Raw genomic sequence first — 21850 nt, forward strand, 5'->3', positions numbered from 1 at the left:
GAGGTGCCAGCACCGTAAGGGGCGGCAGGGGAGCGGTCAACCCCCCGTTGCGCAGGGTGAAATGGGGCCGCCGCAGGCCCGTGCATACCAGGGAGAAAGGGCCCGTATCAGGCCTGCTCGGCCCGGAACGCCGCCGGTGTGACGCCCGTGTGCTGCTGGAAGTACTTCGAGAAGTTCGCCGAGTCGCCGATGCCGACGGCCACGCCGATGCGGCCCACCGGCAGGTCCGTGTGGGCGAGCAGGCGCTTCGCCTCCAGGGTCACCCGGCGGTCGATGAACGCCTTCGGGGTCTGGCCCGTCGCCGCCCGCACCGCGCGGACGAGGGTGCGCCGGGAGTAGCCGAGCTCGTCCGCGTACGCGCTCACGCTGTGGTTCGTGGTGAAGCCCTGCTCGACCGCCGTGCGGAAGCGGCTGAACGTCGTGTCCGGCTGCGGCCTGCACTCGTCCGCCGCCGCCTGCGCCGACACATGGGCGACCCGCAGCATGAAGGCCGTAAGGGAATGCCGCAGGACCGATGTGTGCAGGCTGAGCGGGAGCGTCGCCGTGTCCAGGTACTCGCGCTGGAGCTGGTCCAGCGAGGCGTCCAGGGCGGTGAGCTGGGCCTCGTCGGGGTGGAGCAGGGGCGGCCGGTCGTAGCGGTACAGGCCCGTCGCCTCGACGATCGCGCGCGGCAGGAAGCCGGGCTGCATGGTGAGCGCCGTGCCGACGTAGCGCTCGCTCGTCGAGAAGCCGTGCACCTGGCCGGGCCGGATCCACAGGATGTCGCCGGCGCCGACCTCGTACTCCGTGAAGTCGATCATGTGGTGGACCGGGCCCTCGCGGAAGAAGAGCAGGACGTGGAAGTCGATCCGGTGCACGCGGCGCGACAGGCCGACGCCGCCCGCCCAGGGGCCCTCCGTGCCCATCGGGCCGATCTGTATCCCGACCCCGGACACACTGGCGCTGGGGTCGAAGGGATACGTACGGATGTGCTCCCCGTCTCCCATATGTGCGCTCGGATGTGCGCCGCCCTGCTCCGTCATCCACTTTCCTTGGCTCAAACCGACTCGGCCTCTGGTAGGTGTCCCATTTTCACCGAACGCTGGCACGGGGGCACCTGCCGCGCCAAAAGTATGACCTTTAAATTCGTAGGTGGTTCGACCAGGGCTTTAGCCCCGGTCGGGCGGTGCCTTTCGGTACCTCGGATGCACAACGGATGCGAAGGAAGTCGTACAGATGAGCACGCAGACACCGGACGCCCTCGGCCCCTTCGAGTGGAGTGACCTCGACCGGCGTGCCGTCGACACCGCGCGCCTGCTCGCGGCCGACGCCGTGCAGCAGGTCGGCAACGGCCACCCCGGCACGGCGATGAGCCTGGCCCCCGCCGCGTACACCCTCTTCCAGAAGGTCATGCGCCACGACCCGGCCGACCCCGAGTGGACCGGCCGCGACCGCTTCGTCCTCTCTCCGGGCCACACCAGTCTCACCCTCTACACGCAGCTCTTCCTCTCCGGCTACGAGCTGGAGCTCGACGACCTGAAGGCTTTCCGCACCCACGGCTCGAAGACGCCCGGCCACCCCGAGTACGGCCACACCGCCGGTGTCGAGACGACGACCGGCCCGCTCGGCCAGGGAGTCGCCAACGCCGTCGGCATGGCGATGGCCGCCCGCTACGAGCGCGGCCTCTTCGACCCCGAGGCCCCCGAGGGCGAATCCCCCTTCGACCACACCATCTGGGCGATCGTCTCCGACGGCGACCTGGAGGAGGGCATCTCCGCCGAGGCGTCCTCCCTCGCCGGCCACCAGAAGCTCGGCAACCTCGTCTTCGTCTACGACGACAACCACATCTCCATCGAGGGCGACACCGCCACCGCGTTCTCCGAGGACGTCCTGGGGCGCTACGAGGCCTACGGCTGGCACGTCCAGCGCATCGAGCCCAAGGCCGACGGCGACACCGACGTGCACGCCCTGTACGAGGCCCTGGCCGCGGCGAAGGCCGACACCGGCCGCCCGTCCATCATCGCGATGCGCACGATCATCGCCTGGCCCGCCCCGAACGCGCAGAACACCGAGGCCTCCCACGGCTCCGCGCTCGGCGCCGAGGAGATCGCCGCCACCAAGCGCGTCCTCGGCTTCGACCCGGAGCGGACCTTCGAGGTCGCCGACGACGTCATCGCCCACACCCGCGGGGCCCTCGACCGCGGCGCCGACGCGCACGCCGAGTGGGACAAGCGGCTCGGCGAGTGGCGCACGGCCGAGCCCGAGCGCTCCGCCCTCCTCGACCGCATCGTCGCCGGCCGTCTCCCCGAGGGCTGGGAGCAGGCGCTCCCGTCCTTCGACGAGGGCACGAAGGTCGCGACGCGGGCCGCGTCCGGCAAGGTACTCCAGGCGCTCGGCCCGGTCATCCCGGAGCTGTGGGGCGGCTCGGCCGACCTCGCGGGCTCGAACAACACGACCATCGACAAGGCCAGTTCGTTCCTGCCGAAGGGCAACCCGCTGCCGGAGGCCGACCCGTACGGCCGCACGATCCACTTCGGCATCCGCGAGCACTCGATGGCCGCCGAGATGAACGGCATCGCGCTGCACGGCAACACCCGTATCTACGGCGGCACGTTCCTCGTCTTCTCGGACTACATGCGCAACGCCGTCCGCCTCTCCGCGCTGATGCAGCTCCCCGTCACGTACGTGTGGACCCACGACTCCATCGGCCTGGGCGAGGACGGCCCCACGCACCAGCCCGTCGAACACCTCGCCTCCCTGCGCGCCATCCCGGGTCTGAACATCGTCCGCCCGGCCGACGCCAACGAGACCGCCGTCGCCTGGCGCGAGATCCTGCGCCGCGGCACCACGAAGCCCGCCCCGCACGGCCTCGCGCTGACCCGCCAGGGCGTGCCCACGTACGAGCTCGACGAGCGGGCGGCGAAGGGCGGTTACGTGCTGCGTGAGGCGTCCACCGCGACGCCCGACCTCATCCTGATCGCGACCGGCTCCGAGGTGCACCTCGCCGTGGCCGCCCGCGAGCAGCTGGAGGCCGAGGGGATCGGCACGCGCGTCGTGTCGATGCCGTCCGTCGAGTGGTTCGAGGAGCAGTCGCAGGACTACAAGGACAGCGTCCTGCCCTCGTCCGTGAAGGCGCGCGTCGCCGTCGAGGCCGGCATCGGCCTGACCTGGTACCGCTACGTCGGCGACGCCGGCCGCATCGTCTCCCTGGAGCACTTCGGCGCCTCCGCCGACGCCGCCACGCTCTTCGCCGAGTACGGCTTCACCGCCGAGAACGTCGCCGCGAAGGCCCGGGAATCGCTCGCCGCCGCCCGCCGTTGATCCGTACGCGTCAAGCATTTCGAAAGAAGATGAAGAAGAACATGAGCAACGCCACCCCCGCCTCGCCGATCCTCAAGTCCCTCTCCGCCGAAGGCGTCTCCATCTGGCTGGACGACCTGTCCCGCAAGCGCATCGAGTCCGGCAACCTCGCCGAACTCATCGAGAAGAGCCACGTCGTGGGTGTCACCACGAACCCCTCGATCTTCCAGGCGGCCATCGGCTCCGGCGAGGGCTACGAGGAGCAGCTCGCCGACCTCGCCACCCGCAAGGTCACCGTCGACGAGGCCGTCCGCATGATGACGACCGCCGACGTCCGCGCCGCCGCCGACATCCTGCGTCCCGTGTACGACACGACGGACGGCCGTGACGGCCGCGTCTCCATCGAGGTCGACCCGCGCCTGGCCCACGACACCGCGGCCACGATCGCCGAGGCCAAGCAGCTGGCCTGGCTGGTCGACCGCCCCAACGTCATGATCAAGATCCCGGCGACGAAGGCGGGCCTCCCCGCCATCACCGAGGTCATCGGCCTCGGCATCAGCGTCAACGTCACCCTGATCTTCTCCCTGGAGCGCTACCGCGAGGTCATGGACGCCTACCTCGCCGGCCTGGAGAAGGCGAAGGCCGCGGGCCTCGACCTGTCGGTCATCCACTCCGTCGCGTCGTTCTTCGTCTCGCGCGTCGACGCCGAGATCGACAAGCGCCTGAGCAAGGTGGGCACCGACGAGGCGCTCGCGCTCAAGGGCAAGGCCGCCCTCGCCAACGCCCGCCTCGCCTACGAGGCGTACGAGCAGGTCTTCGCCACCGAGCGCGCCACGCGCCTGGAGGCCGCGGGAGCCAACAAGCAGCGCCCGCTGTGGGCCTCCACCGGCGTCAAGGACCCCTCGTACAAGGACACCCTGTACGTCGACGAGCTCGTCGCCCCCAGCACCGTGAACACCATGCCGGAAGGCACCCTCCTCGCCACCGCCGACCACGGCGACATCCATGGTGACGCCGTCTCCGGCACGTACGACGCCTCGCGCGCCGAGATCGCCGCCGTCGAGAAGCTCGGCATCTCCTACGACGAGGTCGTCCAGCAGCTCGAGGACGAGGCCGTCGACAAGTTCGAGGTGGCCTGGAACGACCTGCTCGGCGCCGTCGCGAACCGCCTCACCGCAAAGGAGGCGCAGGCCAAGTGAGCATCACCGCTTGGCAGAACCCGCTGAGGGACCCCCGCGACCGCCGCCTGCCGCGCATCGCGGGCCCCTCCGGGCTCGTCATCTTCGGCGTCACCGGTGACCTGTCCCGCAAGAAGCTGATGCCGGCCGTCTACGACCTCGCCAACCGCGGACTGCTGCCGCCGGGCTTCTCGCTCGTCGGCTTCGCCCGCCGCGAGTGGGAGGACCAGGACTTCGCCCAGGTCGTCCACGACGCGGTGCGCGAGCACTCCCGCACCGAGTTCCGCGAGGAGGTCTGGCAGCAGCTCGTCGAAGGCATGCGCTTCATCCCCGGCGACTTCGACGACGACACGGCGTTCAAGCAGCTGCGCGAGGCCGTCGACGACCTCGACGAGAAGCGCGGCACCAGCGGCAACTACGCCTTCTACCTCTCCGTGCCGCCGAAGTTCTTCCCGCAGGTCGTGCAGCAGCTCAAGAAGCACGGCCTCGCCGACGGACCCGAGGGCTCCTGGCGCCGCGCCGTCATCGAGAAGCCGTTCGGCCACGACCTGGCCAGCGCCCGCGAACTCAACGCGATCGTGCACGACGTCTTCGCCCCCGACCAGGTCTTCCGCATCGACCACTACCTCGGCAAGGAGACCGTCCAGAACATCCTGGCCCTCCGCTTCGCCAACCAGATGTACGAACCCGTCTGGAACCGGAGTTACGTCGACCACGTGCAGATCACGATGGCCGAGGACATCGGCATCGGTGGCCGGGCCGGCTACTACGACGGCATCGGCGCCGCCCGCGACGTCATCCAGAACCACCTCCTCCAGCTCATGGCCCTCACCGCCATGGAGGAGCCGGCCTCCTTCGACGCCGAGTCGCTCCTCACCGAGAAGCTCAAGGTCCTCAAGTCCGTGCGGCTGCCCGAGAACCTCGCAGAGCACACCGTCCGCGCCCAGTACGCGGCCGGCTGGCAGGGCGGCGAGAAGGTCCCCGGCTACCTCCAGGAAGACGGCATCGACCCCGAGTCGAAGACCGACACCTACGCGGCCATCAAGCTGGAGGTCGACAACCGCCGCTGGGCGGGCGTCCCGTTCTACCTGCGCACCGGCAAGCGCCTGGGCCGCCGTGTCACCGAGATCGCCGTCGTCTTCCAGCGCGCCCCGCACTCCCCGTTCGACTCCACCGCCACGGAGGAACTCGGCCAGAACGCCGTGGTCATCCGCGTCCAGCCCGACGAGGGCATGACCGTACGCTTCGGCTCGAAGGTCCCGGGTACGTCGATGGAGATCCGGGACGTGTCGATGGACTTCGCCTACGGCGAGTCCTTCACCGAGTCCAGCCCGGAGGCGTACGAACGGCTCATCCTGGACGTCCTGCTCGGCGACGCCAACCTCTTCCCCCGCACGGAGGAGGTGGAGGAGTCCTGGAAGCTCCTCGACCCGATCGAGGGCCACTGGGACGCCCACGGCCGGCCCGCGCAGTACGCCTCGGGAAGCTGGGGCCCGAAGGAAGCGGACGAGATGCTCGCACGAGACGGACGGAGCTGGCGCAGGCCATGAAGATCGACCTCACCGACACGACGGCAAGCAAGGTCAACAAGGCCCTGGTGGAAGGCCGCAGGGCGATCGGCACACCGGCCGTGGGCATGGTCCTCACGATGGTCATCGTGACCGACGAGGAGAACGCCTACGACTCCATCAAGGCCGCCGAGGAGGCCTCCCGCGAGCACCCCTCGCGCACCCTCGTCGTGATCAAGCGGCACGCCCGCTCGCCGCGCGACCGCCAGGGCAACCGCCTCGACGCCGAGGTGCGCGTCGGCGCGGACGCCGGCACCGGCGAGACCGTCCTGCTGCGCCTGTACGGCGAGGTCGGCCAGCACGCCGACTCCGTCGTCCTGCCGCTGCTGCTCCCGGACGCGCCCGTCGTCGTCTGGTGGCCCGTCGACGCCCCCGAGGTTCCCGCCAAGGACCCCCTGGGCGCGCTCGCGCAGCGCCGTATCACCGACGCCTACGCCGTCGAGGACCCGCTGTCCGCGCTGGCCGCCCGCGCCGCCTCGTACGCCCCCGGCGACACCGACCTCGCCTGGACCCGCCTCACCCCGTGGCGCTCCATGCTCGCCGCAGCCCTCGACCAGGCCGGCGCCGAGATCACCTCGGCGGCCGTCGAGAGCGAGGCCGAGAACCCCAGCGCCGAGCTGCTCGCCCGCTGGCTGGGCGCCCGCCTCGGCGTGCCCGTCGAGCGCGTCACCACCGCGGGCCCGGTCGTCACGGCCGTCCGCCTCGGCACGGCCGGCGGCGAGATCCGCATCGACCGCCCCGAGGGCCCCCTGGCGCAGCTCACCCTGCCCGGCCAGCCGCAGCGCACCCTGGCCCTCAAGGTCCGCACCACCTCCGAGCTGATCGCCGAAGAACTCCGCCGCCTCGACGCGGACGAGATGTACGCCGTCGCCCTGCGCGGCGACGGCACCAAGGAGCGCGTTCAACATGCCTGACACCACCCCGCACCTCACGGTCCGCCCCCAGTGGACGGCCCTTTCGGACCACCGCGCGAAGCAGCGCCAGGTCCATCTGCGGGATCTGTTCACCACCGACCCGGACCGCGCCGCGCGCTACACGGTCCAGGTCGGCGACCTGCACATCGACTACTCCAAGCACCTGATCACGGACGAGACGCTCGCCCTGCTCCAGGAACTGGCCACTGCCACCGACGTGTTCGGGCAGCGCGACGCCATGTTCCGCGGCGAGAAGATCAACACGACGGAGGACCGGGCCGTGCTGCACACGGCGCTGCGGGCCCCGCGTGACGCGGTGGCCGAGGTCGACGGTGAGAACGTCGTCCCCGAGGTCCACGCCGTGCTGGACAAGATGGCCGCCTTCGCGGACCGGGTCCGTTCGGGCGAGTGGACGGGCCACACCGGCAAGCGCATCAAGAACGTCGTGAACATCGGCATCGGCGGCTCCGACCTGGGTCCCGCGATGGCGTACGAGGTGCTGCGCTCCTTCACGGACCGGGACCTGACGGTCCGATTCGTGTCGAACGTGGACGGTGCGGACCTGCACGAGGCCGTGCGGGATCTCGACCCGGCCGAGACGCTGTTCATCATCGCCTCGAAGACGTTCACGACGATCGAGACGATCACCAACGCGACCTCCGCGCGCGGCTGGCTGCTCGACGCGCTCGGCGACGACTCCGCGGTCGCGAAGCACTTTGTCGCCCTGTCGACGAATGCCGAGAAGGTGGCCGGCTTCGGCATCGACACGGCCAACATGTTCGAGTTCTGGGACTGGGTCGGCGGGCGTTACTCGTACGACTCGGCCATCGGCCTCTCGCTGATGATCGCGATCGGCCCGGACGCCTTTCGCGAGATGCTCGACGGCTTCCACCTCGTCGACGAGCACTTCCGCACCGCCCCCGCCGAGGCGAACGCCCCTCTCCTGATGGGCCTTCTGGGCATCTGGTACGGCAACTTCCACGGCGCCCAGTCGCACGCGGTCCTGCCGTACTCGCACTACCTGTCCAAGTTCACGGCCTACCTTCAGCAGCTCGACATGGAGTCCAACGGCAAGTCCGTGGACCGCGAGGGCCGCCCGGTGGACTGGCAGACGGGTCCCGTCGTCTGGGGCACCCCCGGCACCAACGGGCAGCACGCCTACTACCAGCTCATCCACCAGGGCACGAAGCTCATCCCGGCCGACCTGATCGGCTTCGCCCGCCCGGTCGGCGAGCTCCCGGCCCGACTGGCGGACCAGCACGACCTGTTGATGGCCAACCTGTTCGCGCAGGGCCAGGCCCTCGCCTTCGGCAAGACCGCCGACGAGGTCCGGGCCGAAGGCGTCCCCGAGGCGCAGGTGCCCCACCGCACCTTCGAGGGCAACCACCCCACGACCACCGTCCTGGCGAAGGAACTCACGCCCTCCGTGCTGGGCCAGCTCATCGCCCTCTACGAGCACAAGGTGTTCGTCCAGGGCGCCGTCTGGAACATCGACTCCTTCGACCAGTGGGGCGTCGAGCTCGGCAAGGTCCTCGCCAAGCGCGTCGAGCCCGCCCTCACCCACGGCGCCGACGTCCCCGGCCTCGACGCCTCCACCCAGGCGCTCGTCGCCACCTACCGCACGCTCCGGAAGAAGTGAAGACAGACATGACCGCGATACAGCTCGGACTCATCGGCCTCGGCAAGATGGGCGGCAACATGCGCGAGCGCATCCGCCGCGCCGGCCACACCGTCATCGGCTACGACCGCAACCCCGAGGTCTCCGACGTCGACTCCCTCGCCGAGCTCGTCGAGAAGCTCGAAGGCCCGCGCGTGGTCTGGGTGATGGTCCCCGCGGGCGCCGCCACCCAGTCGACGATCGACGAGCTGAAGGAACTGCTCTCGCCCGGCGACATCGTCGTGGACGGCGGCAACTCCCGCTGGACCGACGACGAGAAGCACGCCGCCGAGCTCGCCATCAAGGGCATCGGCTTCGTCGACGCCGGTGTCTCCGGCGGAGTCTGGGGCCTGGAGAACGGCTACGCCCTCATGGTCGGCGGCGACAAGGAGCACATCGCCCGCGTTCAGCCGGTCTTCGACGCCCTCAAGCCCGAAGGCGACTTCGGCTACGTCCACGCCGGCAAGGTCGGCGCCGGGCACTTCTCCAAGATGGTCCACAACGGCATCGAGTACGCCATGATGCAGGCCTACGCCGAGGGCTGGGAGCTCCTGGAGAAGGTCGACTCCGTCACCGACGTGCGTGAGGTCTTCCGCTCCTGGCAGGAGGGCACGGTCATCCGTTCCTGGCTGCTCGACCTTGCGGTCAACGCGCTGGACGACGACGAGCACCTGGACAAGCTGCGCGGCTTCGCCGCCGACTCCGGTGAGGGCCGCTGGACGGTCGAGGCGGCCATCGACAACGCGGTGCCGCTGCCCGCGATCACCGCTTCCCTCTTCGCGCGCTTCGCCTCGCGCCAGGACGACTCGCCGCAGATGAAGATGATCGCCGCCCTGCGCAACCAGTTCGGCGGCCACGCCGTCGAGACCACCCAGAAGTAACCAGGGGGAGACGACAGCCATGGGCGACCTCCTGCTGGTCCGCCACGGCGAAACGGAGTGGAGCCTGTCCGGCCGGCACACCAGCTGGACGGACAAGCCCCTCACCCAGCACGGCGAGGAACAGGCCAAGTCCCTCGCCCCGCTTCTCGCCGGACGTCCGTACGCACTAGTCCTCACCAGCCCTCTCGCCCGCGCGGTCCGCACCGCCGACCTCGCGGGCCTGAGCGGGGCCAGGCCCGAACCGGACCTCCACGAGTGGCACTACGGCGCCTACGAAGGCGTCACCACCCGCGAGATCCACCGCACCCGCCCCGACTGGGACCTGTGGACCCAAGGTGTCCCGCAGGGCCCTGAAGGCGGGCCCGGTGAGTCCCCGGAGGCGGTGGGCGCGCGGGCCGACCGCGTCCTGGCCCGTGTGGCGCCCGCGCTCGCGCAGGGCGATGTGGTCCTCGTGGCCCACGCCCACGTCCTGCGCGTCCTCACGGCCCGCCGCCTGGGCCTCGCCCCGGCGGACGGCCGCCTGTTCCAGCTGGCGACGGGGACGGTGAGCCGTCTTTCGACGGAGCACGGGCGACCGGTGATCGCGGAGTGGAACGTGCGGACGCCCGGACACGAGTGAGTGGAGTGAACGCGGGGTCTTGACAAGGGGATTGGTCCATACCAACTTGGTGGTCGCGCCTCGCGCGCCGCTGGTGTCCGGTCCAATCCCCTTGCCCCCACCGGGAGTTCATGTGTTCTCCAGACGCAAGAGACGCTCCTCAAGGCCCCGCCTTCTCGCCCTCATCGGATCCGCCGCACTCGCCGTGGCCGGCGCGGTCGCCCTCCCCACCACCGCACAGGCGGCGAACGTGCTGTCCAATGCGGGCTTCGAGAGCGGCGGCACGAGCCCGTGGACCTGCTCCGGCGGGCTCGGCTCGGTCGTGTCGAGCCCGGTTCACGGCGGCACCAAAGCGCTGTCGGGGGCGGCCAGTTCCAGCGACAACGCGAAGTGCAGCCAGACCGTCTCCGTCCAGCCGAACACCGCGTACACCCTCTCCGGCTGGTTGCGCGGCAACTACGTCTACCTCGGCGTGGACGGCGGGGCCTCGACCTGGACGCAGTCGCCTACCGCGTACAGCCAGCTGTCCGTGCAGTTCACGACCGGCGCCTCCCAGACCAGCGCCACCGTCTACACCCAGGGCTGGTACGCGCAGGGGACCTACTACGCCGACGACATCAGCCTCGACGGGCCCGGCGGCGGGGGCGGCGACACCCAGGCACCCACCGCCCCGACGGCCCTGAAGTCCACCGGCAAGACCTCGACGAGCGTCTCCCTGTCCTGGACCGGGGCGAGCGACAACGTCGGCGTCACCGGCTACGACATCTACAGCGGCGGCAGCAACAAGCTCCTGACGGTCTCGGGCACGAGCGCCACCGTCAGCGGCCTCTCCCCGAGCACCGCGTACACCTTCACGGTCAAGGCCCATGACGCGGCCGGCAACGCCTCGGCCGCCTCCAACTCGGTCTCCGTGACCACCGATCAGGGCTCCGGCGGCGGCACCGGATTCAAGCAGGCGGCCCCGTACTTCTACACGGGCTGGGGTGACCCGCCGAGCCCGGCCACGGTCATGAACGCGACCGGCGTCAAGTGGTTCACGATGGCGTTCATCCTCTCCTCCGGCGGCTGCAACCCCGCGTGGGACGGCCAGCGCGCCCTCACCGGCGGCCAGGACCAGACCGCGATCAACGCCATCCGCTCCGCGGGCGGCGACGTCGTCCCGTCCATCGGCGGCTGGAGCGGCAACAAGCTCGGCCCCAACTGCTCGACCCCCGAAGCCCTCGCGGGCGCCTACCAGAAGGTCATCGACGCGTACGGGCTCAAGGCCATCGACGTCGACATCGAGAATTCCGACGAATTCGAGAACGAAGCCGTCCAGGACCGCATCCTGGGTGCCCTGAAGATCGTCAAGGCCAACAACCCGGGCCTGCGCACGATCCTCACCTTCGGCACCTCGACGACCGGACCGACGTACTACGGCAACCGCCTCATCGAGCAGTCCAAGGCCCTGAACGCGGACATCGACGTCTTCACGATCATGCCGTTCGACTTCGGCGGCGGCTCCGACATGTACGGCAACACCGTGAACGCCGCCGAGGGCCTCAAGACCAAACTCAAGTCGGTCTTCGGCTGGGACGACACGACGGCGTACGCGCACATCGGCATCTCCGGCATGAACGGCGTCAGCGACCAGCAGGAGATCACGACGCCGGCGATCTGGACCCAGGTCAAGGACTGGTCCAACAGCCACCACATCGCACGCCTCGCCTTCTGGTCGGTCAACCGCGACCGGCCGTGCGCGGGCGGGGGAGTGGCGGAGAACTGCTCCGGCATCAGCCAGGACAACTGGCAGTTCACGAAGATCACCGCCGGATTCACCGGCTGACCACGCGCGCACCGGAACGGCAGGCCCCCGGGATCTCCCGGGGGCCTTGTCGTTGCCCGGAACTCCGAAATCTCCGAACGCTCCGGAGGCCCGAAAGATCATCAACTCCGTCGTGAGCGAGGGGACTTACGCGCGAGGCGCATCGCGCGTACAGTCCGGGCCACCTCGTTTAGTTACGTAACTTTACTGGCGCCTCCCTCCCGAGTGAGGAGCTCCATGTGAACGTGCCTCCCTCCACGCCCGTCGTCCTCGCCCTCGATTTCGGCGGCACCAAGACGGCCCTGACCGTCGCAGACCAGCACGGCACCCGGTTGCGCGACCTCACCGTCGGGACCGCGGCGGAGCACGGCGCACAGGCAGGCCTCAAAAGGGCCGTGGGCGCCGCCCGCACCCTCCTCGACGGCCGCGTACCCGTCGCCGTCGGGGTGTCCACCATCGGCATCCCCGGCGCCGACGGTGTCGCGCTCTCCCCGAACATCCCCGGCTGGGAAGACCTCGCACTGGGCCGTGAACTCGCCCTGGAATTCCCGGAGTCGGAGCTGCGCCTGGCCACCGACGTGAAGGCCGCGGCCCGCTACGAGTGCGATGCCGGAGCGCTGAAGGGCTGCGACCCGGGCCTGTACGTCAACCTCGGCACCGGCCTCGCCGTCGCCATCGTGACCGGCGGCACGGTCCTGACCGGACGGCACGGCGCGTCCGGCGAGATCGGCTACAACCTGCGGGCATCCGCCGATGTCGGCCTGGCCTCCTCGGACCGGATCCCGCTGGAGGACGTCGTCAGCGGCAAGGCCCTCAGCCAGGCCGCGCAGGCGCAAGGATCCGCCGAACTCGCCGGTCACATCGGTGAGTTCATCGACGAGCTGGCCTTCCACCTCGTCAACCTCGCCATCGCCGTCGATCCCGAGCGGATCGTCATCGGCGGCGGCATGGTCCGCTCCTGGGAGGCGCTGCACGACAGGCTGCGCCACGCCCTGGACGCGGCCGTGCCCTATCCGCCCCAGCTCGTACCCGCAGCGCATCCGTACGACGCGCCCCTGCTCGGGGCACTCGCGCTGGCCGTCGAGGCCGCGCGCACCGGAACCTGACGCACCCGGCCCACGAAGGGACTGGCAGGACATGAGGCCCACGCGCATTCTCGCCGCAGCGGTCATCGGCGCGCTCGCCGTGACGGCGACGGCCTGTTCGGAGACCAAGCACAAAGGCGACTCCGACGGCAACAACGCCACACAGAGCAGCGGCCCCAAGAAGAAGGGCGGCACGGTCACCATCGCCAACACGGCGGGGCAGACCTGGACCTGCAACTTCAATCCGTTCAACCCGGCCGTCTACAACACGTCCATCGGCTTCGTCTACGAACCCCTGATCTTCGTCAACACGCTCAAGGACCAGGCCGAGACGCCGATGCTCGCCAAGAGCTACCAGTGGAACGCCGACAAGACGCAGATCGACTTCCGCGTCCGCTCCGGCGTGAAGTGGAACGACGGCAAGGCGTTCACCGCCAAGGACGTCGCGTTCACCTTCAACCTCATGAAGCGCGTCAAGTCCACCGACCTGTACGCCCTGTGGACCACGGCAGGACTCCAGTCGGCCACCGCCTCCGGCGACAAGGTCACCCTCAAGTTCGAGAAGGCGGCGCAGCCCTACTTCTACGCCTTCGCCCACCAGGTCGCCATCGTGCCCGAGCACGTCTTCGGCACCGGCGCGGCCGCCGCCCACCCCGACACATGGGTGGACAAGAAGCCCGTCGGCACCGGCCCCTTCGAGGTCGACCCCTGCTCGCCGAACAACATCCAGTACACGGCCAACCCCGGCTACTGGCAGCCGGGCAAGCCGTACATCCAGAAGGTCGAGTACCCGGCGTACCTCGACAACGGCCCCGCCAACCTCGACCTCGCCAACGGCAAGGCGCAGTGGGGCAGCCAGTTCATCCCGGGCATCAAGCAGTTCTACCTGGACAAGTCGGCCGACAACCACACGTGGTCGCCGCCGGTCCAGAACGTCAGCATCCACCCGAACCTCGACCCGTCCCACAAGATGACCAGCAACCTCAAGGTCCGCCAGGCGATCTCCCTCGCCATCGACCGGGACAAGGTCTCCAAGATCGGCGTGGGCGGCCAGGAACCGGCCGCCAACCAGTCGGGCATCGTCACCCCGACGTTCGACAAGTACTACGACAAGGCGGCCGTCGAGAAGGCCGGCTTCGACCGGCCCGACCCGGCCCGCGCGAAGAAGCTCATGTCCGGCCTCGGCTACTCCCCGTCCAAGCCGCTCAAGCTGAAGATCATCACGATCACCGGCTACACCGACTGGGACGCCTCGCTCAACGTCATCAAGCAGAACCTGAAGGCCGTCGGCATCGACCTCACCGTCCAGGACCTCGCCCAGCAGACCATGGTGGGCAAGCTCTACACCGGCGACTACGACCTGGCCTACTACAGCCAGCAGACCAGCGGCCCCAGCCCGTACTACGAGCTGCGCCAGATGCTGCACTCCGCGAACACCGCTCCGCTCGGCAAGAACGCCGCCAGCAACTGGGAGCGCTACAAGAACCCGAAGGTCGACCAGCTCCTCAACGACTACGCGTCGGCGGACGAGACCAAGCAGGTCGAGATCGTCAAGCAGGTCGCCCAGTACATGATCGACGACGTCCCGGTGATCCCCGTCGTCGAGGCGGTGGACTGGTTCCAGTACAACACCAAGGACATCGCCGGCTGGCCCACCGAGGACAACCCCTACGCCCAGCCCGCGGCCTACAACTTCCCCGACACGGGCCAGGTGCTCACCCACCTGTACTCCAAGTCGGCCCAGTAGGCGGTGACCTGTGCGCTTCATACTGCGCCGCCTGGGGTTCTTCCTCCTCACGCTCTGGGCGGCCCTCACCCTGAACTTCTTCATCCCGCGCTTCATGCCGGGCGACCCCGTCGACGCGCTCGTCGTGCGCACCCGCGGCCGGGTCTCCCGGGACGCGCTCGAACAGATGCTGACGTCGTTCGGCTTCAAGCCCGACCAGAACGTGGCGGTCCAGTACTTCGACTACCTGGGCCACATGTTCACCGGCAACTGGGGCCGCTCCATCGGCCAGACACTGGGCGAGCCGGTCACCAAGCTGATCGGCGGCGCCCTGCCCTGGACCCTGGGCCTCGTCGGCATCACCACGGTCCTCGCGTTCGTGCTGGGCACGCTCATCGGCACGGTCTCGGGCTGGCGCCGCGGCGGCGCCCTCGACGCGATCCTCCCGCCGATCTTCGTGATCACGTCGGCGCTGCCGTACTTCTGGGTGGGCCTGCTGCTGATCCTGGTCTTCTCGCAGGGCACCGGCGGCTGGCTCCCCGCCAACTTCAACTACGACACCACGATCGTGCCCGGCTTCTCCCCGGGCTTCGTCGGGAGCGTGCTCTCCCATGCCGTACTCCCGGCGGCGACGCTGCTCATCACCACGATCGGCGGCTGGATCCTCACCATGCGCAACAACATGATCACCACGCTCGCCGAGGACTACGTCCGGATGGCCCGCGCCAAGGGCCTCGGCTCCCGCCGCATCATGTACGGCTACGCGGCCCGCAACGCGATCCTGCCCAACCTGGCCGGCTTCGCCATGTCGCTCGGCTTCGTCATCTCGGGCGCGATCCTCATCGAGTACGTCTTCAACTACCCCGGGATCGGCTACCTCCTCTACAACGCCGTCCAGAACGTCGACTACCCGCTGATGCAGGCCCTGTTCATGCTGTTCACCGTCGCGGTGCTGGTGGCGCTGCTGGCCGTGGACATCGCGACCGTGTGGCTCGATCCACGAGCCAGGGCGAAGGGGTGAGCGCCCGATGACCACCACTGCCATCACCGCCCCGCCGCCCGAGAAGGCCTCCGCCCGCACCCGGGCGGGAGGCGGCCTGTGGAGGGCGGTCCGCGGCAACCGCAAGGCCATGGCCGGTGCGGTGATCCTGCTGGTCTTCACCGTCGTCGCCGCGTTCCCGGGCCTGTTCACCTCCGTCGACCACCCCGACGAGGCGAACTTCGCCCCGCGCCTCGACCCGTCCACCGCCCATCTCCTCGGCACGACGGCGCTCGGCCAGGACATCTACTCCCAACTCATCCACGGCACACGGGAATCACTCGTCATCGCCGTCGTGGCCGGCGCGCTCGCCACCGTCCTGTCCGTGATCATCGGCGTCTCCGCCGCGTACCTCGGAGGCATCGCCGACGACCTCCTGTCCCTCCTGACGAACGTCGTCCTCGTCATCCCCGCGTTCCCCCTGGTGATCATCCTCGCCAAGTACGCCGGCAAGGGCTCGCTCACCGTGATCCTCGCCGTCCTCGTCCTCACCGGCTGGTCCTACGGCGCCAACCAACTGCGCGCCCAGGCCCTGTCGCTGCGCAACCGGGACTTCCTCGAATCGGCCCGGGTGCGCGGCGAGCGACGCTCGTACATCATCGTCTTCGAAGTCCTGCCGACGATGACGTCCCTGATCGTCGCCAACTTCCTCGGCGCCGCGCTCTATTCGGTGCTGAGCGCGGCCGGCCTGCAGTTCCTCGGCCTCGGCGACCCGAACTCGCAGAGCTGGGGCACGATGCTCTACTGGGCCCAGAACCAGCAGGCCCTGCAGACCGGCACTCCCCTGTGGTCCATCGCCCCCGGCCTCTGCGTCGCCCTGCTCGGCGTCGCGTTCGCCCTCGTCAACTACGCCTTCGACGAGATCGGCAACCCGGCCCTGCGCCCCGTACGAAGGAGGCGCAAAGGTGCCTGAACCCCTGCTGAGTGTCACCGGCCTGACCGTCGTCTACGACACCGCGCGCGGACCCGTCACAGCCGTCGACGACGTCGAACTCACCGTAGAAAAAGGGCAGTTCACTGCCGTCGTCGGCGAATCCGGCTGCGGCAAGTCCACCCTGATGTTCGCCGTCGCGCGGCTGCTCAACCCGCCCGCCCGCATCGCCGGCGGTGCTGTCCGCTTCCGCGGCGAGAACCTCGTCACCCTCGGCGAACGCGAACTCAACGCCCTGCGCTGGCGCGACTACTCCGTCGTCCTGCAGTCCGCCATGAACGCCCTGAACCCGGTGGCCACCCTCGCCGCCCAGTACAAGGACGCCATGGCGGCGCACGGCACCTACACCAACGACGAGATCCGCGCCCGCTCCACCGAGGTCCTCGACCTCGTCGGCATCGACCCGGTCCATCTGTACAGCTACCCGCACCAGCTGTCCGGCGGCATGCGCCAGCGCGCCATGATCGCCATGGCGCTGCTGCTCACCCCGGACCTGGTCATCATGGACGAACCGACCTCGGCGCTCGACGTCGTAGCCCAGCGCTCTCTCATGGTCCAGATCAAGGAACTCCAGCAACTCCTCGGCTTCGCCGTCGTGTTCGTCACCCACGACATGTCCCTCGTCAGCCACTTCTCCGACCAGCTCCTCGTCATGTACGCGGGCCAGGTCGTCGAGCAGGGCCCCACCCGCACCGTTTTCGACCACCCCTCCCACCCCTACAGCCGCGGGCTCCTCGAAGCGTTCCCCTCGATCCGCGGCCCCCGCGTCCCCCTGAAGGGCATCCCCGGCAGCCCGCCCGACCTCGCCGCACCGCCCGCTGGCTGCCGCTTCAACCCGCGCTGCCCCCTCGTCCACGAGGGGTGCCACGACACCGAGCCCGCCCTGTACGAAGTCGGCGCGGCCCGCTCCCGCTGCCTGCTGCACCTCACGGAGGCCGTCTCATGAGCCCTCTGCTCGAAACGATCGGCCTCACCCGCCACTTCAAGGTCGGCACCGGGCTCACCCGCCGCGTCCTGCACGCCGTCGACGACGTCGACCTCACCATCGGCGCACGCGAGATCGTCGCCCTCGTCGGCGAGAGCGGCAGCGGCAAGTCCACACTCGCCCGCCTGGTAGCCCAGGTCCACAAGCCCACCAGCGGCGAGATCCGGTACGAGGGACAGCCGCTGACCTCCCAGCGAGGCCGCAAGGCGAAGCTCGCGTACCGAGGCCACGTCCCCATGGTCTTCCAGGACCCCTTCGCCTCCCTCAACCCCGCCTACCGCGTCTCCCACGGCATCCTGCGCGGTCTCAAGCTGCACCGCCCCGAACTGAGCGGCGCCGAGCGCCAGGCGGAGGCCGAGCGCGTCGTCGAAGCGGTCGGCCTCATCCCCGCAGCCGACGTCCTGTCCCGCTTCCCGCACGAACTCTCCGGCGGCCAGCGCCAGCGCATCGGCTTCGCCCAGGCCCTCGCCCACCGCCCCAAACTGATCCTCGCCGACGAACCCGTCTCCATGCTCGACGTCTCCATCCGCATCGGCCTGCTCAACGTCATGGCCGACCTGCGCGAGACCGAGGGCGTCTCCATCCTCTACATCACCCACGACATCGCCGGCGCCCGCTACCTCTCCGACCGGATCGCCGTCATGTACGGAGGCCACGTCGTCGAGACCGGCCCCACCGAGGACGTCCTCGCCCGCCCCCGCCACCCCTACACCGAGCTGCTCCTGTCCGCCGTCCCCGACCCGCGCGCCCCCCTCGACGTCGACGCGGCCGCCGCCAGGACCGACCCGCCCGTCGTCATCGACCCCACCCCCAGCTGCCGCTTCCGCACCCGCTGCCCGCTCGCCGTCGACGCGTGCCACCACGTCACCCCGCGCCTGCGGCCGGTCGCCGAGGGCCACACGGCAGCCTGCCACGTCACCGCCCCGCCCGAGGGCGCCCAGTGACCACACCCCCCTGGAACCGCCTGCGCCTGCGCAGCAACAACGAATGGCTGCTCCTGGAACGCCTGCGCCTCGAAGGCCCCGCCTCCCGCGCCCAGCTCGCCCGCGACAGCGGCCTGTCCAAACCCACCGTCTCCTCCGCCCTAGCCGCCCTGGAACGTGCCGGCCTGGTCCGCGAGGCCGGCACCCACGCCCAGAGCCGGGGACGCGTCGCCGTCCTCTACGAACCCGACCCGCGCGCCGGACACGTCCTCGGCATCGACATCGGCCGCGCCCGCCTGCGCACGGCGGTGGCCGACCTGACGGGCGCGATCGTCTCCCGTACGGAGGTACGCAACAGCGGCCGCAGCGCGGGAGCGGTCGCCGACGCCGCCGTCACCTGCGCCGAACAGGCCCTCGCGGACGCCGGGCTGAGCCAGGCCGACATCGTGCACACCGCCGTGGGCACCCCCGGAGTCTTCGACCGCCACACCGGCCGGGTCCTCTACGCCGTCAACCTGCCCGGCTGGGGCCGCCCCGGCCTCATCGAGCGCATGCGCGACCGCCTCGGCACCCCGCTCTCCGTCCACAACGACGCCAACCTCGCCGCGCTCGGCGAATACACCTTCGGCGTGGGCGCCGACAGCCACCTCTTCGTCTACGTCCTGATCGGGACCGGCCTCGGCATGGGCGTCGTCGCCGACGGCGAACTCTTCCTCGGCGCACACGGCGCCGCCGGTGAGATCGGCTTCCTGCCGCTGGACGGCATACCGGCGTCGGGGGCGGCACCCCGGCGCGGCATGCTGGAGGACGCGGTCTCCGCCGACGCCGTCGTCCGCGCCGCCCGCACCCTGGGCATGACCGGCCCGCTCACCGCCAAGCGCGTCTTCGACACCGCCCGCACCGGCGACAGTGCCGCCCTCGCCGCCGTGCGCCAGGAAGGCGAGCGCCTCGCCCTCGCCGTCGCCTCCGTGACCGCCGTCCTCGACCCCGATCTGGTGGTACTCGGCGGCGGCGTCGGCCGGGGCGCGGACCTCCTGCTGGCCACGGTCGGCGAGACCCTGCACCGGCTCACCCCGCTGCGCCCCCGCGTCGAACCCAGCAGGACAGGAGCGGAAGCGGTGCTTCTCGGAGCGATCACCACGGCCCTGCGCGCGGCCCGCCCGCTGCTCTTCGAGCGGCTGACGGGGAGAGGGCCTGCGAGAGTTCCGGAAACGCAAAAGACCCCAGGTGAACTGGGGTCTCAGCTGGTGTCCGAGGGGGGACTTGAACCCCCACGCCCGATAAAGGGCACTAGCACCTCAAGCTAGCGCGTCTGCCATTCCGCCACCCGGACAAGGTGTCTGTCTTCGCGGGGTGTTCCCCGCGGCGACAGAGAGAACATTACCAGGCCCGAAGGGGTGCCAGATCCCGCCATGTCTCCGCTGTGAACGGCGGATGACGACCCCCGCCCGCCCTTGGGCCGAGGCCCGCGGAGAGAGAGGATGAGGGGGACCACCAGCAACGACAGTGGGAGGAACAGGCGTGAGTGAGTCGAGCACGGGCAGGACGGTCTCGGGCGAGGACGAGGTCGTCGACCTCTGTCGTGAGCTGATCCAGATCGACACCAGCAACTACGGCGACCACTCGGGCCCCGGCGAGCGCAAGGCCGCCGAGTACGTGGCGGAGAAGCTCGCCGAGGTGGGCCTCGAGCCCAAGATCTTCGAGTCGCACCCGGGCCGGGCCTCGACGGTCGCCCGCATCCAGGGCGAGGACCCCTCGCGGCCCGCGCTCCTGATCCACGGCCACACCGACGTCGTACCGGCCAACGCGGCGGACTGGACCCACCACCCGTTCTCCGGCGAGATCGCCGACGGGTGCGTCTGGGGCCGCGGCGCCGTCGACATGAAGGACATGGACGCGATGACCCTCGCGGTCGTCCGCGACCGGCTGCGCAGCGGCCGCAAGCCCCCGCGCGACATCGTCCTGGCCTTCCTCGCCGACGAGGAGGCGGGGGGCACGTACGGCGCGCGGCACCTCGTCGACAAGCACCCGGACCTCTTCGAGGGGTGCACGGAGGCGATCAGCGAGGTCGGAGGTTTCTCCTTCACCGTCAACGAGAAGCTACGCCTCTACCTCGTCGAGACGGCCCAGAAGGGCATGCACTGGATGAAGCTGACCGTGGACGGCACCGCCGGCCACGGTTCGATGATCCACAAGGACAACGCGATCACCGAGCTGTCCGAGGCCGTCGGTCGCCTGGGGCGTCACAAGTTCCCGGTGCGGGTCACCAAGACGCTGCGGCACTTCCTCGACGAGCTCGGCGACGCGCTCGGCACCGAGCTCGACCCGGAGAACATGGACGAGACGCTCGCCAAGCTCGGCGGCATCGCCAAGCTGATCGGCGCCTCGCTGCAGAACACGGCCAACCCGACCCAGCTCGGCGCCGGCTACAAGGTGAACGTGATCCCCGGGCAGGCCACCGCGCACGTCGACGGCCGTTATCTGCCGGGCTACGAGGAGGAGTTCCTCGCCGACCTCGACCGCATCCTCGGCCCGAACGTCCGGCGCGAGGACGTGCACGCGGACAAGGCCCTGGAGACCACCTTCGACGGCGCGCTCGTCGACGCCATGCAGACGGCGCTCCAGGCCGAGGACCCGATCGCCCGCGCGGTGCCGTACATGCTCTCCGCCGGCACCGACGCCAAGTCCTTCGACGACCTCGGCATCCGCGGGTTCGGCTTCGCTCCGCTGAAGCTGCCGCCGGAGCTGGACTTCGCCGGCATGTTCCACGGCGTTGACGAGCGGGTTCCGGTCGACGGGCTCAAGTTCGGTGTGCGTGTGCTCGACCGGTTCATCGACGCGTCCTGACCCGACGGGCCCGCGCCGCCGGAAATTCGGCCGCGCGTACGTACTGAACTGAGAAGAGTGAAAGGAAACATAGGCTCGTAGCCTCATCAGTCCCTCCTCGTTACAGGGGGTGCAGTCTGCGGCTGGGACTGCATTGCCAACAAGGAGGAATAATGATCAAGAAGGTCGTCGCTGCTGCGGCTGCCACTGGTGGTCTCGTGCTCGCTGGTGCGGGCATCGCCGCTGCCGACGCCGGGGCTCAGGGTGCCGCCGTGAAGTCTCCCGGTGTCATCTCGGGCAACGTCATCCAGGTTCCGGTCCACATCCCGGTGAACGCCTGTGGCAACACGGTGTCCGTGATCGGGCTGCTGAACCCCGCCTTCGGCAACGCCTGCGTCAACAAGTGACGTCGTTGTGCATCGCCCCTTGAGGGCCTGAGTCCATCGGCCCCGGAGT

17 protein-coding genes, 1 tRNA gene and 1 pseudogene are annotated in these 21850 nt (G+C 69.8%); 17 read left to right on the plus strand and 2 right to left on the minus strand.

The genetic code is table 11. From position 1 onward, the window contains the following. Positions 1–107 precede the first annotated feature (107 nt). Entirely contained in the window at positions 108–1022 is a 915-nt protein-coding gene (locus tag ACWIGU_RS34810) for an AraC family transcriptional regulator (protein WP_454405666.1), read from the minus strand. 193 nt (positions 1023–1215) lie between these two features. Between ACWIGU_RS34810 and tkt the strand changes: the two genes are divergently transcribed. From tkt to ACWIGU_RS34885, 15 genes and pseudogenes are all read left to right on the plus strand, one after another. Then, a complete protein-coding gene (gene tkt, locus ACWIGU_RS34815) occupies positions 1216–3300 on the plus strand; it encodes a transketolase (RefSeq protein WP_454405667.1) in 2085 nt (694 codons plus the stop codon). A 41-nt stretch (positions 3301–3341) separates the two neighbouring features. Beyond that, entirely contained in the window at positions 3342–4478 is a 1137-nt protein-coding gene (gene tal / locus ACWIGU_RS34820) for a transaldolase (protein ID WP_454405668.1), read from the plus strand. Continuing rightward, positions 4475–6007 (plus strand): glucose-6-phosphate dehydrogenase, encoded by a 1533-nt coding sequence (zwf, locus tag ACWIGU_RS34825; RefSeq protein ID WP_454405669.1) that lies wholly within the window; start codon positions 4475–4477, stop codon positions 6005–6007. Before tal ends, zwf begins: the two co-directional genes overlap by 4 nt. Continuing rightward, positions 6004–6939 carry a glucose-6-phosphate dehydrogenase assembly protein OpcA gene (gene opcA, locus ACWIGU_RS34830; protein WP_454405670.1) on the plus strand — a complete coding sequence of 312 codons (936 nt, stop codon included), beginning with the start codon at positions 6004–6006 and terminating at the stop codon, positions 6937–6939. Before zwf ends, opcA begins: the two co-directional genes overlap by 4 nt. Beyond that, positions 6932–8578: a glucose-6-phosphate isomerase gene (pgi, locus tag ACWIGU_RS34835; protein WP_454405671.1), complete on the plus strand. Its 1647-nt coding sequence runs from the start codon at positions 6932–6934 to the stop codon at positions 8576–8578. Before opcA ends, pgi begins: the two co-directional genes overlap by 8 nt. A gap of 17 nt (positions 8579–8595) precedes the next feature. Continuing rightward, positions 8596–9477 (plus strand): phosphogluconate dehydrogenase (NAD(+)-dependent, decarboxylating), encoded by an 882-nt coding sequence (gnd, locus tag ACWIGU_RS34840; RefSeq protein ID WP_454405758.1) that lies wholly within the window; start codon positions 8596–8598, stop codon positions 9475–9477. A 19-nt stretch (positions 9478–9496) separates the two neighbouring features. Further along, positions 9497–10096, plus strand: a complete 600-nt coding sequence (locus tag ACWIGU_RS34845) for a histidine phosphatase family protein (RefSeq protein ID WP_454405672.1) — start codon at positions 9497–9499, stop codon at positions 10094–10096. Between the two features lie 112 nt (positions 10097–10208). Further along, on the plus strand, positions 10209–11900 hold the full coding sequence (locus tag ACWIGU_RS34850; protein ID WP_454405673.1) for a fibronectin type III domain-containing protein: 1692 nt from the start codon (positions 10209–10211) through the stop codon (positions 11898–11900). Positions 11901–12118: 218 nt separating this feature from the next. Next, a complete protein-coding gene (locus tag ACWIGU_RS34855; protein ID WP_454405674.1) occupies positions 12119–12985 on the plus strand; it encodes an ROK family protein in 867 nt (288 codons plus the stop codon). Positions 12986–13016: 31 nt separating this feature from the next. Then, entirely contained in the window at positions 13017–14711 is a 1695-nt protein-coding gene (locus tag ACWIGU_RS34860) for an ABC transporter substrate-binding protein (RefSeq protein ID WP_454405675.1), read from the plus strand. A gap of 10 nt (positions 14712–14721) precedes the next feature. Continuing rightward, on the plus strand, positions 14722–15711 hold the full coding sequence (locus tag ACWIGU_RS34865) for an ABC transporter permease (RefSeq protein ID WP_406107937.1): 990 nt from the start codon (positions 14722–14724) through the stop codon (positions 15709–15711). A 7-nt stretch (positions 15712–15718) separates the two neighbouring features. After that, entirely contained in the window at positions 15719–16642 is a 924-nt protein-coding gene (locus ACWIGU_RS34870; protein ID WP_454405677.1) for an ABC transporter permease, read from the plus strand. Further along, positions 16635–17606, plus strand: a complete 972-nt coding sequence (locus ACWIGU_RS34875) for an ABC transporter ATP-binding protein (protein WP_454405678.1) — start codon at positions 16635–16637, stop codon at positions 17604–17606. The genes ACWIGU_RS34870 and ACWIGU_RS34875 overlap by 8 nt, the downstream gene beginning before the upstream one ends. Then, a complete protein-coding gene (locus ACWIGU_RS34880; RefSeq protein ID WP_454405679.1) occupies positions 17603–18589 on the plus strand; it encodes an ABC transporter ATP-binding protein in 987 nt (328 codons plus the stop codon). Before ACWIGU_RS34875 ends, ACWIGU_RS34880 begins: the two co-directional genes overlap by 4 nt. Beyond that, a pseudogene (locus tag ACWIGU_RS34885) lies at positions 18586–19746 on the plus strand (ROK family protein); the annotation flags it as partial. The gene ACWIGU_RS34880 and the pseudogene ACWIGU_RS34885, both read left to right, overlap by 4 nt. Before the next feature lie 67 nt (positions 19747–19813). On the opposite strand, the gene ACWIGU_RS34890 reads toward ACWIGU_RS34885, so the two are convergent. Further along, positions 19814–19901: transfer RNA gene (locus ACWIGU_RS34890), tRNA-Leu, on the minus strand. A gap of 188 nt (positions 19902–20089) precedes the next feature. On the opposite strand from ACWIGU_RS34890, the gene ACWIGU_RS34895 reads away from it, so the two are divergent. Both ACWIGU_RS34895 and ACWIGU_RS34900 read left to right on the plus strand, forming a co-directional pair. Then, on the plus strand, positions 20090–21415 hold the full coding sequence (locus ACWIGU_RS34895) for a M20/M25/M40 family metallo-hydrolase (protein WP_389483617.1): 1326 nt from the start codon (positions 20090–20092) through the stop codon (positions 21413–21415). A 152-nt stretch (positions 21416–21567) separates the two neighbouring features. Further along, entirely contained in the window at positions 21568–21801 is a 234-nt protein-coding gene (locus ACWIGU_RS34900) for a chaplin (protein ID WP_100599074.1), read from the plus strand. Positions 21802–21850: the final 49 nt, after the last annotated feature.

It is taken from the genome of Streptomyces sp. NPDC055400 (assembly GCF_053644375.1).

Excerpts from the sequence above, each read along its gene's own strand:
- ACWIGU_RS34810 (WP_454405666.1), bottom strand. The coding sequence starts at position 1,022 with ATGACGGAGCAGGGCGGCGCACATCCGAGCGCACATATGGGAGACGGG.
- tkt (WP_454405667.1), top strand. The coding sequence starts at position 1,216 with ATGAGCACGCAGACACCGGACGCCCTCGGCCCCTTCGAGTGGAGTGAC.
- tal (WP_454405668.1), top strand. The coding sequence starts at position 3,342 with ATGAGCAACGCCACCCCCGCCTCGCCGATCCTCAAGTCCCTCTCCGCC.
- opcA (WP_454405670.1), top strand. The coding sequence starts at position 6,004 with ATGAAGATCGACCTCACCGACACGACGGCAAGCAAGGTCAACAAGGCC.
- pgi (WP_454405671.1), top strand. The coding sequence starts at position 6,932 with ATGCCTGACACCACCCCGCACCTCACGGTCCGCCCCCAGTGGACGGCC.
- ACWIGU_RS34845 (WP_454405672.1), top strand. The coding sequence starts at position 9,497 with ATGGGCGACCTCCTGCTGGTCCGCCACGGCGAAACGGAGTGGAGCCTG.
- ACWIGU_RS34860 (WP_454405675.1), top strand. The coding sequence starts at position 13,017 with ATGAGGCCCACGCGCATTCTCGCCGCAGCGGTCATCGGCGCGCTCGCC.
- ACWIGU_RS34870 (WP_454405677.1), top strand. The coding sequence starts at position 15,719 with ATGACCACCACTGCCATCACCGCCCCGCCGCCCGAGAAGGCCTCCGCC.
- ACWIGU_RS34880 (WP_454405679.1), top strand. The coding sequence starts at position 17,603 with ATGAGCCCTCTGCTCGAAACGATCGGCCTCACCCGCCACTTCAAGGTC.
- ACWIGU_RS34900 (WP_100599074.1), top strand. The coding sequence starts at position 21,568 with ATGATCAAGAAGGTCGTCGCTGCTGCGGCTGCCACTGGTGGTCTCGTG.